Annotated in this window: 9 protein-coding genes and 3 pseudogenes; 3 read left to right on the forward strand and 9 right to left on the reverse strand. The window is 49.3% G+C overall.

Features of this window, described 5'->3' with window-relative positions:
• Together AC2A1E_RS23440 and AC2A1E_RS23445 are read right to left on the reverse strand one after the other, a co-directional pair.
• Positions 1-587, reverse strand: a pseudogene (locus tag AC2A1E_RS23440) (IS4 family transposase); the annotation flags it as partial.
• A 42-nt stretch (positions 588-629) separates the two neighbouring features.
• Positions 630-986, reverse strand: a pseudogene (locus AC2A1E_RS23445) (transposase); the annotation flags it as partial.
• A 78-nt stretch (positions 987-1,064) separates the two neighbouring features.
• Between AC2A1E_RS23445 and AC2A1E_RS23450 the strand changes: the two are divergent.
• Positions 1,065-1,175, forward strand: a pseudogene (locus AC2A1E_RS23450) (IS1 family transposase); the annotation flags it as partial.
• A 167-nt stretch (positions 1,176-1,342) separates the two neighbouring features.
• Positions 1,343-3,232: a PhoX family protein gene (locus AC2A1E_RS23455; RefSeq protein ID WP_484385747.1), complete on the forward strand. Its 1,890-nt coding sequence runs from the start codon at positions 1,343-1,345 to the stop codon at positions 3,230-3,232.
• 213 nt (positions 3,233-3,445) lie between these two features.
• Here the strand turns inward: AC2A1E_RS23455 and AC2A1E_RS23460 are convergent, their stop codons facing one another.
• The 6 genes from AC2A1E_RS23460 to AC2A1E_RS23485 all read right to left on the reverse strand — a co-directional run bounded on the left by AC2A1E_RS23460 (position 3,446) and on the right by AC2A1E_RS23485 (position 6,645).
• The gene (locus AC2A1E_RS23460; RefSeq protein ID WP_484385755.1) at positions 3,446-3,604 is read right to left on the reverse strand and encodes a putative zinc ribbon protein; all 159 of its coding nucleotides are present in this window, start codon (positions 3,602-3,604) and stop codon (positions 3,446-3,448) included.
• Positions 3,605-3,659: 55 nt separating this feature from the next.
• Entirely contained in the window at positions 3,660-4,079 is a 420-nt protein-coding gene (locus tag AC2A1E_RS23465) for a putative zinc ribbon protein (protein ID WP_484385748.1), read from the reverse strand.
• 219 nt (positions 4,080-4,298) lie between these two features.
• Positions 4,299-4,913: a hypothetical protein gene (locus AC2A1E_RS23470; RefSeq protein WP_484385749.1), complete on the reverse strand. Its 615-nt coding sequence runs from the start codon at positions 4,911-4,913 to the stop codon at positions 4,299-4,301.
• Positions 4,914-5,047: 134 nt separating this feature from the next.
• Entirely contained in the window at positions 5,048-5,569 is a 522-nt protein-coding gene (locus AC2A1E_RS23475) for a secretoglobin family protein (protein WP_484385750.1), read from the reverse strand.
• A 109-nt stretch (positions 5,570-5,678) separates the two neighbouring features.
• Positions 5,679-5,885, reverse strand: coding sequence for a helix-turn-helix transcriptional regulator (locus AC2A1E_RS23480; RefSeq protein WP_484385751.1), 207 nt, complete (start codon positions 5,883-5,885; stop codon positions 5,679-5,681).
• A gap of 190 nt (positions 5,886-6,075) precedes the next feature.
• Positions 6,076-6,645, reverse strand: coding sequence for an inovirus Gp2 family protein (locus AC2A1E_RS23485; RefSeq protein WP_484385752.1), 570 nt, complete (start codon positions 6,643-6,645; stop codon positions 6,076-6,078).
• 2,010 nt (positions 6,646-8,655) lie between these two features.
• On the opposite strand from AC2A1E_RS23485, the gene AC2A1E_RS23490 reads away from it, so the two are divergent.
• Positions 8,656-9,585 (forward strand): hypothetical protein, encoded by a 930-nt coding sequence (locus AC2A1E_RS23490; RefSeq protein WP_484385753.1) that lies wholly within the window; start codon positions 8,656-8,658, stop codon positions 9,583-9,585.
• Between the two features lie 111 nt (positions 9,586-9,696).
• On the opposite strand, the gene AC2A1E_RS23495 is transcribed toward AC2A1E_RS23490, so the two are convergent.
• On the reverse strand, positions 9,697-10,163 hold a 467-nt coding region (locus AC2A1E_RS23495; protein ID WP_484385754.1), incomplete at its 5' end, for a transposase.

A 10,163-nucleotide genomic window follows, 5' to 3' on the forward strand; every position in this document is an offset into this window, starting at 1 on the left:
CGCCAAATTCCAGCTGCATAAGGCCCAATGACAGCATCCAGCAACACATGACTGCTCAGGTTCATCAACGCTACCAGACGCATGACAGGGAAAGGACTCTGGCAAGCAGTTGAGGTGTTACTTGAGCCAAAATGCTCACGCAGTTCCGGTTCATCCGGCGTACGCAGTTGTGCACCATCTACGGCGAAAAGTTGCAGCCCTTTCCAGTCATCTTTGGGATACCGTTCGGCTCCCCAGGTCTGTGCCGTCTGGCGGAATAGCCACTCAACGGGGGCTGCCCCGACCCGCTGACGAGCCTGAGTAATGGCGCTACGGGCGAAAAGCTGAGTACCCGCTTCACCATCAGCGCTGAGGTTAAGGCGGCGGACAATATCGGTAATGGGTTCATTACGAAAGAAAGCCATGCAAACGACCATCCAGACCACCATATCACCGGGTAGTCGGCGGCGTCTGATGGTGGCATGAGTGGAAAGTGAAAGGCAGTGCTGAAGTCATTCCACGGGAAGATGTTCAGCAAAAAGTTGCGCGGAAGGCGGGGGTAATAAAGGCTGGTTGTCAAAACTCAGCAGGTCATCAAGAAGTGGCATAAAGAAACGGCTCCCTGTTATGGAAGCCGTTATATTGCCGTAGATTAAGGATCGGCATTGCCCCCGTGTTGGGGTTTTAAACGGGATATTGACGGATTTCGCCCGCTTGCTGATGCAGGTGTAATCAGGACAGTTTAACGGCACTTTCATCAGTGAGAAAATGGAGTCGACGAAGCCCTGGAGGGCCCGAAGTGTCAGGCCGAAAACACGTTTCAGCATCAATACGGTGGTGATGGTCATATCGGAATAATGTTGCGGGCGACCCCGCATAGACGATGTTGCCTCGCAGTGCCTGGCATGGATTGCTGTTTCATCCACCCAGAAAGTGAGAGAGCCTCGAGTGATAAGGGCCTTGTTGTAAACCTTCCAGTTGGTGATCTTGAACTTTTGCTTTGCCACGGTATGTCGCTGTTCTGTCAGAAGGAGAGTGATCTGATCCTGCGGGTCAGCAAAAGTTCGATTTATTCAACAAAGCCCCTGCGGACACATCTTCAGCGGCTTACCCGCAAAACCATATGATTCTCAAAGTCAGAAGAGATGCACGACAAGATCATCGGCTGGTATCTGACAATCAACCACTACCACTAAATCTGCGTCACGATCTAAAATTGTATTTTCATGAGAGATATTTGCCCTCTTATTTATTCTGTAACATTTCCGTCACACTCTCTGACTAGTATTAGTCCTGATTTTGATCGCTTCGGCAACTCTGGCGAATTTTGCTAGTGGCACAAACTATTCAGGAAGCCAATATCATGACGAATAAAATAGAGCTACTAACTACCGACCATGTGACTAACCCTACCCGCCGTAAATTGTTGCTGGCCAGTGCCAGTGCCGTTGGCGTAGCCAGTTTTCTTGGTGGTAGTATTTTAAGCGTTTCCACTGAAGCGCTGGCGGAAAATTTGCCAACCAGTAAATTATTGGGTTTCAAAGGGATTGCGGCCTCCACGGCCGACGATGTAGTAATTGCTCCTGGCTATAAAACCGAGGTGCTTATCTCCTGGGGCGAACCGTTAGTGGATGGCGCAGTGGCGTTCGATCCCAACGGAGGCAACAGCGCAGCCGATCAAGAAAAACAGTTTGGCGATAATAATGACGGCATGAGTTTCTTCCCCATTGACGACAACCATGGCGTTATAGCGATCAACAACGAATACGTTAATGAGCAATACCTGTTCGCCCATGGCGGTAGCCAAGCGAACAGTCTGGAAGACGTCCGTAAATCCCAGGCGGCGCATGGGGTATCCATTGTTGCGGTGAAACGCATTAGTGATAGCCAACGCTGGCAAGTTGAGCGTCCATCGCGCTATAACCGCCGCATCACCGCCAATACCGAAATGCAGTTCAGCGGCCCGGCCGCTGGCCATCCACTGCTACAAACAGCCGCCGATCCAACAGGCCGTAAAGTTCTGGGCACGCTCAATAACTGTGCAAACGGAAAAACCCCATGGGGCACTTACCTAACCTGCGAAGAAAACTTCGAAACCTATTTCGGAGCCCAACAAGCCGATTATAAAACTACCCCTGAACAAAAACGCTATGGCCTGAAAGCCCAAGAGCCAGAACGTAATTGGTCGACATTTGACGATCGCTTCGACGTGGCGAAGAATCCAAATGAGCTCAACCGGTTCGGCTGGATCGTCGAGATAGACCCAATGGACCCGAACTCCACGCCGATAAAGCATACTGCTTTGGGCCGTTTCAAACACGAAAACGCTGCTGTGAGGGTAGCCAAAGACGGCCGCCTTGTGGTGTACATGGGAGATGATGAGCGCGGCGAGCATATCTACAAATACGTTTCCAAGAACAAAATCGACATCGCCAATCCGGCGAATAGTAAAAGCCTACTCGATGAAGGTACGTTATACGTGGCACAGTTTAACGGTGACGCCAACAATACACCTCTGAAAGGAACAGGCCGCTGGATTGCGCTGGAGTTTGGCAAAAATGGCCTTACTCCGGAGAATGGTTTCCGTGATGCGGCCGAAGTCTTGATCTTTACACGTAAAGCAGCGTCAGTGGTTGGTGCAACCAAAATGGACCGCCCCGAATGGATAGCGGTCAATCCGTACGATGGGCGTATCTATTGCACATTGACCAACAACAGCAAACGCGGTGAAGAAGGCATGCCGGTGAACACCGCCAATCCTCGCCCTAACAACATTTACGGCCAGATTATTCGTTGGGATGAGGGCGGTGATGCAACTGCGGAAAATTTCTCTTGGGACATTTACGTGCTGGCCGGCAACCCTATTGCCCATCCAGAGGGCGTTAACCGTGGTACGCCAAACATCACGGCAGAAAATACCTTTAACAGTCCTGACGGTTTAGGCTTTGATCAGGCAGGACGTCTGTGGATCCTGACCGATGGTAAATACAGCAATAAAGGCGATTATCAGGGGCAAGGTAATAACCAGATGTTAGCGGGCGATCCGAACAGTGGCGAAATACGCCGCTTTATGGTTGGGCCAAAGTCATGCGAATTGACCGGTATCGCCTTCACGCCGGATTATAAGACGATGTTTGTCAGCGTACAGCATCCAGGAGAGGAAGGTGACTCTCGCTTCCCAAACAATAGCCCGCGCCCACGTTCTTCAGTGCTCATGATTACCCGTGAAGACGGTGGTGTGATAGGCACCTGAGGATTGGTGCTTTGATTTGATAACACCTTCTATGCACCAGTTCAATTATGATACCGGTGGGTAGACAACTGGGGGGACAAATCGACCATTACCGATTCGAACAGCACTTTCGCTGGCCCGAAGGATGGGCCTCTTTGAGGTTCATCCTAGCCGTAACCAAAGTCAACCATTGATGGCATACTGACATCTTAAGGATTTTACAGCTGGCACTCCTCACTGATACCAAAGCCGTGTTGATCTTTCCCAGCCGCAACATTGATACCTGAAATTCTTCCCAACTTCTTCGATGCTATATATCCCCGTACCACACGCGATGCAGTATTTTTCGCCGTGGTAATGGGTCTGGCACTCAACGCAGTACCCGGTTGTCATCGCCACCAGCACTCCTACCCTTTTGCGCGCCTAGCCTCTGCTTTTACCTGTGGATTTACCTGGCCCCTTGTTCTGGCAAAACGTTGCTGAGATCCCTTAGCGCGACTTCGGTGGTGTAGATAGCGCTGTTGCAATCGGGGCAGGTTTTCAACCCTTCATACTCCAGTCGGCACAGCGCACAAAAGTAAGGTTGAGACGCTGGGTAACCCAACGCGGGCACAAACTGCCACTCAATGTTGGGGGACGTGTGGGGTTCACGTTGTGTCAGACGGTAGTAGCAATCCTGGGCCGTCTTGATATCTACCTGCTCCAGGTCATGTTCAAAGTATCGCCCCTTGGTGTGCGTGACGTGTAACGTTAACCTGTTATGGCAATCGCCACAGTAATAGTCGACCGTGTGGTCGGGCAACAGCGTGTCAACGTGGACCAGTTCTCCGCTGAGAGTGCAAGCTTCGCGCAGTTTTTTAAATTGCATGGTGTAGCTCCTGGTAGGGAGAGGGCCGTCGCAGTAACCAATCAGCCGGAACTTCTGGCACTGTGCTCGCCGGTAGGGCAGCGTTCTCCGTGGTATTCGGTGTGGCAACGGGCACAGAGCACGTCGGCTTTTTGGACCCAGAGATGAGCAAAGCGATGTGAGACAACGGTCGGGTTAACTACGATAACGCGGTGGTGTGGCGGCGTTTAGACGGGGGGCTTATTCAGCCTGCTGCCGTGTGGGGGTGCTGACGCCACCGTGAAACGACTTTAGGCAACTGGGGCAATTTAACACGACGTATTCATCCATCATGAGCGTCAGTGCGGTGTTTTCTGCCTGCCGCTGGTTAATCCAGTCGTTGAGATCGGAAGACCCTTTGAATTTCAGCTTCTCGATCCCGTCGAGTGGTGGGTAACCGACCAACAGATCGTACCAACTCAACATCACCAGCTTGTGTTTGATTTCGCTGCTGCCGAAGTGACGAAGCAGCGAACCCAACCAGTTCGCCAATGAAGGTTGTTTGAGACGCAGGCATTCACTTAACAATATCCCCTCCAGCATCGGGTGGTGCAGCAGTGAATACCTATCCATCTCCAGGCTGCATCCCCGGTCGTCGACCAACAGCTCACTGGGGAGAACCAGTCGGTAAAGAAATTCGGGGACAATCGCCACCTCGGCACGGTCGGGAAAACGCAGGCTGGACACCACCAGACGGTGGTAGGTGTAAATCTGCGGGTGGCACATGCCCTGGCGAACCAGAAGTTTGGTGAAATCGGTCAACCAGGTCTGGTAGTACCCCAGCAGGTCGTCATGGCGGCTTTTCATTTTGCTCATAATAAGAGGTCCGGGGTTAACAGACAGCCAGAAGCCGCCAAAGGGTTCGGGCAGTGACTCTGGCTGTATGATGGGGTTGTAAGGTGTGAAACGACAAAGAACGGTGTGGCGATAACTCGCTGTACGAAACAGGCTCAGAGTGGCCGTGAAGCACGGCTATAACCTTCGGTCAGCGTCGTCAGCCCCACGTAGGCTTTCTGTTTCGCTGCCAGCCATTGATTCAGCGCGTCGGGGGACAGCAGGTGCAACGTCGTCCATTCGCTCATCTCCAGCCCCTTCACCAGCTCACACCAGCACAACAGTGTCAGAGCTTGTCGAAAAGCCGGTGAATGCAACCTGAACAACATCTGTAGCTGCTCTGCCAGTATGCCTTTCTCCAGACGATAGCATTCGCTGAGCAGCACACCAGGCAGCAGGGGCCAATCAGTCTGTTTGGTTATGTTAGGGACAATGGCACAGGCTTCTACGCTTGGAGAATGCGTTATCTGAAGCAGGCACTGCGGAATGACGATAACGGTGCCCTCGGGGCAGGACGTCAGCGCCAGCCGGTGCCATTGCGTGAGCTCTTGCTGACACAAACCGTGCCAAAGGCTGACACGGGTGAAGTCATCAAGCCAGGCCTGATAATGGTGGAGTAATGGGGATGTGCTTTGCATGTCTGGTTATCCTCGGATGTTGAATGTCAGATTTCAGGTAGCCGCAACTCTCCGCCTTGAGCGGACAGTGAAAATACGGCCTGGAATGGTGTAACTGGAGGAGTAAGGCTTACTGGCGGGACTCTTCTATGCGGGCCTTCATCCAAGCCTGCACCTCGCTGTGTAGCCACCGGGAGCTACGCCCGAGTTTGATCGGTTTGGGGAACGCACTTTCGCTGATGAGTTTATAAAACCATTTGTCGCTCAACCCCGTGAACTCGGTGATAAAGGCCATCGTGACCAGATGGTCGTTGGTCAGGTCGGGTAATACGGTCATAATCGTGCTCTCCGGTTGGTCCAAGGGAAACCGGAGTCGGGCAGGTAGGCTTATTGCTACGTGCTTACCCCGCTGACTCCGCTATACCAACCGGGGTTGTTGTAAAAAATAAGGGAATACCGGGATCGGTGCTGCTGACTTTTGCCATTGCAACGTCTGAATCGCTGTTTGGCATCCCTCTCCGAGTCTGTCAGTCCTGGCTACAGCCGAAATTGCGCTCACCATCGCCGGTGACTTTGGTGTGGTTTTTGGCGAGGTAACCTGCCCGCGCCAGTCCCTGCTGCAGGTGCAAGGTATTCCCACGCACCAGCCATGACGAGGGGCTTTCTGGAAAGTGCGCCAGGGTGGAATACTGCTGTGCATCGACCTTCAGGGCACTGCACCAAGCCTGCTTAATCATCCCGGCCAGTGAGTCTGGATTGCCGTAGTCTCCAGCCCCGCACCAGGTATCGCGGTTCAGCAGCAGAACAACGTGATAGTGTTTTTTGCCGTTGCGCTCCCCAAATTCCCTGGCCCAAACGAAACGCAGGGCCGTGGAGTGGACCCGTTTGCCTTCACGCTGTTTACGCTGCTGGTATGCGGCTATGCGGGCCTTCAGGGCATCGGTGAAACGGGATATCACGGCGGCATCCGTGGCCGCAGGGGCATCAGGGAGTCGCAGGTCAACCCGCAGCATCAGTACACGGGGGTAAGCCTCAAGGGCGTTCAGGAAGGTGTCGTTGATGCGTTGTTGCCATAAGGGATTGAAAGTCTGATTCATTTACAGGGTCTCCGGTGGGTTGTGGTTCATATCCATGGCCGGTGACGTAAAAAACTTTTGAGGTTCGGTGACGCTGGGGTGTCAACGCGTAGACGTTCTGGGGAAATCGGGTAATCGCATCGGCGGGATCGCTGGATGACGGAGGAGCCGGGATCGTTACAGGTTGATCGTTACAGGTTATCTGATCGACACCAGCCAGCGTCGGTAACGATGTCGGTTGCAGACTGAGGCGAACGCCTGGTGTCAGTCGTGATTGTGATCTGATACGTCACGTTAAGATGACGGCTTTTTGAGTTTGTAGAAATTCAATGGTTGAGCAGTCAACACGGTACGAGAGCCTCCCCACCGCTCTACCGAACCAATTACCCAGGGACTCGCCCACCCACAACCAGACTTTCGGATAGCGGTACACTCAAAACACCTGACCTGTTACGTATTGCGTAGGCCTTAGAGTGCCTGTAACGCCCTAGGGGACGATAACTCGTTGTTTTCAGGCTTACCTACGAGGAATAAAAACGCATGACAAGCCACTCAGGAAAGCAGGATATCTCGATCTACTCCAGAACGTCAGGTGGTTAAGAATCCACCCTCTGCAAAGAATATCTGCTTACCCTACCAATCAGCATAACGATCCACTCCACGAACAGTACGATTAATCAGTCCCTGTAGGCCCGTCCCCCCCAGATATCAGGGAGAGAGGGATCCCCAGGGATCATACTCAACGGCCAACCTATACCCCGTTGAATACCGTGCCCCCCTCGATCATCAATATCGGATTATAGAGATTTTTGTTTTAATGCTGAGAGTAGCACTGTCGTGGAGGTTAATAGACCGTCTCTAGAAATACCTGACGGTAGGAAGGTATCTGCACAACCAATAGCAATACCTGGCGTTTGAGAGGTATTTAAGAGTCGTACTCTCTTTAGGGAAAGTACTCTGTGACAACACTTGAGGAATCGGTACAGCAAGAGATTATTATCGACGGTTCCCCAGCTACGCAGAGACATACAGAGATTATTTAAACAAGTCCATTTACCCAATCATTGAGATAGTCACATCCAGATAAATACCCTAGGCATACATATCGAAGTATAGACATTCAAGAATACTCAGGCAGGTATGGACACCTGTATTCATTGATTGGCAAATCAATATTAAAAGACTCTTGCCGTTCATTGCTTTCTTAGGTTATCATAAAAGATATCACAATGAATAACCTCTTATGACTTTCTTTAATTCTTATAAAAACCTTACAAGAAACGATTCGAACATCCTATTTTAAAAAAGACACCTTCTTTATTATTTATATTACCAATCAGACATATTTAGCCTAATTTTCAATAAAGATACGCCTTTCCCGCTATGACCTGAGCCCATATAGTCCACCTTAAAAACCACTCTGGAATTAGCCTCAGAACAGAATGGCCATTTGAGGATGCCTGCCATTTCATCAATCTGGTTATTTTATCTCAGTAATGATGATCTATTAGCGGAAGACAAACAAGAGGGCAACAAGAAACTGAGGAGAAACGTCAGGCATGTTTCGGTAACGACTGTCCAATATCATTCAAGTTGCCCGCGGAGCAGAAACTCACTCAGCATGGTTTGCTTTAAATTCTGGTCATGAATTTTCATTTTTTCGGATGAGCTCAAAGAAATAGGGAAGATTGTTTTTTTCTGACGCCGAGGGGGGAGGTTAATTTGTGATTTTTGGCACGTAGCATCACTGCCCGGGAATGATGGCTACCGGTTGGTACCCATCACCAGTGGTAGCTAACGAGGGTATGGGCACAACCCATTTGGGCTATTTCCAGTAAATATTATGCATGACGAACTTCAAAGTTTTTAAAATTCTCCAGGTAAAATCGGGTTTAGAGACCGATAAACAGGCTTACAGGAAGGAGAAAAGAAACGTAGAATGCCACATAAATTTCTACGTACAATTTTACACATTTTACTACGTAGAGTTATGCACATTTATTTACGGTAATGATGACATGTGGAGTGATAATGAGTACAACAAAACAAGCATCCAGGCTCTATGAAAAAAGAGTCAATCGGTGGCTTTTACACGATATTTTTAGCTCAAGACTCATGACAGATAATGAGTCTAATGAATTAATGGAAAGAATAGGAAACACTCATCTTTTCAAGGAGTCCTGTATTAAATACATTGAGGAAAAAGAAATAAGCACATTTTTTACTGCTGATGCTTTTTTTGATAAATGCAAGAGTGTAATAGAGGGTAATTTAATCCCATTCCATGAGCTTGAATGGATTGACTGTGGGCGATCGCTATCCTTTGTTGCTAATTTTATTCATGCTGATTATAAAATTCATAGGCACGGTAATACGCCCACGCTTATGGATGTTGTTGCACCAAGTTGGAGTTTGAGTCCTGATGGCAGCGGGATTGATTACGAGGGATTGATTCTATTAATTGACCATCAGTGTCGTGTGGGCAGTATTAGCCACATACGTGTAAACCTGAAAGACATGAGAATTGCCTGGCTTCGTATTCACAATGATTTCAAGAAACCATTCTGGTTCCCTTCCGACAGGTATGAGAATAAATACCACCCCGACTATCAGTGGGTACTTTCTTATTTTGAAAAAAACAATATGATGAACGGGAATGTGGATCTATGGTTCAAAAAAAGCCCAGAGCTTAAGGTCCACTCCATCTTTGATCAATGGGCTAAAGACAAAAGCACCCCTGAGATTGAACTCTTCATTATCAGATTAAAAAAAGCATGGCATCAAAAAAAATTCAGGGACAGCGTTACGAATAAAAAAGTGCTCAACACCTATATTAGCAAGGAGTGCAAGAAACAACTTGATTATCTTAGCCATAAAAAGGATATCAAAATTAATGAAATGATTGAGATGCTAGTATATGAAGCCTATGCAAAAGCCAAGTTGAAAATTTGGGAACAGTAAAAACACCTCAGGATATATATCGCGCATGCCTATAATCGTTTTCTCGAAGAGAAATAACGTTGCTATTATATTTTGCGAGCCTGTCCATAATTCTGTGTAACTGCCAACCTATTAAAGGTGACCGTCTAAGCGGTCACCGAACTCGATAATAAAACGACTCATCGCCAACCGCCAGTTCTGGATCGGCATACTCCATTTTTTCGACGCTGACTGGATGGCCAGATAAACCACTTTTCGCACCGAGTCATCTGTCGGGAACACTTTACGCTTCTTAATTGCCTGCCGGATCACACTGTTCAGTGATTCGATAGCATTGGTTGTGTAGATCGCTTTGCGGATATCTGCGGGATAACCGAAGAACGTGTTGAGATTTTCCCAGTGAGTACGCCAACTTTTGCTGATTTGCGGGTATTTCTCATCCCAGACGCCTGCGAACTTGTCCAACGCCATCAGAGCCGATTCCTCTGTCGGGGCCTGGTACACCGTTTTCAATCCGCTGGTGACCGCCTTGTAGTCTTTCCACGACACGTACTTCAGGCTGTTACGCACCATGTGGATAAACAACATCCGAAGATACG

The organism is Serratia sp. HNCC26DJ206, from assembly GCF_057180605.1.

Excerpts from the sequence above, each read along its gene's own strand:
- AC2A1E_RS23455 (WP_484385747.1), top strand. The coding sequence starts at position 1,343 with ATGACGAATAAAATAGAGCTACTAACTACCGACCATGTGACTAACCCT.
- AC2A1E_RS23460 (WP_484385755.1), bottom strand. The coding sequence starts at position 3,604 with ATGACAACCGGGTACTGCGTTGAGTGCCAGACCCATTACCACGGCGAA.
- AC2A1E_RS23465 (WP_484385748.1), bottom strand. The coding sequence starts at position 4,079 with ATGCAATTTAAAAAACTGCGCGAAGCTTGCACTCTCAGCGGAGAACTG.
- AC2A1E_RS23470 (WP_484385749.1), bottom strand. The coding sequence starts at position 4,913 with ATGAGCAAAATGAAAAGCCGCCATGACGACCTGCTGGGGTACTACCAG.
- AC2A1E_RS23475 (WP_484385750.1), bottom strand. The coding sequence starts at position 5,569 with ATGCAAAGCACATCCCCATTACTCCACCATTATCAGGCCTGGCTTGAT.
- AC2A1E_RS23480 (WP_484385751.1), bottom strand. The coding sequence starts at position 5,885 with ATGACCGTATTACCCGACCTGACCAACGACCATCTGGTCACGATGGCC.
- AC2A1E_RS23485 (WP_484385752.1), bottom strand. The coding sequence starts at position 6,645 with ATGAATCAGACTTTCAATCCCTTATGGCAACAACGCATCAACGACACC.
- AC2A1E_RS23490 (WP_484385753.1), top strand. The coding sequence starts at position 8,656 with ATGAGTACAACAAAACAAGCATCCAGGCTCTATGAAAAAAGAGTCAAT.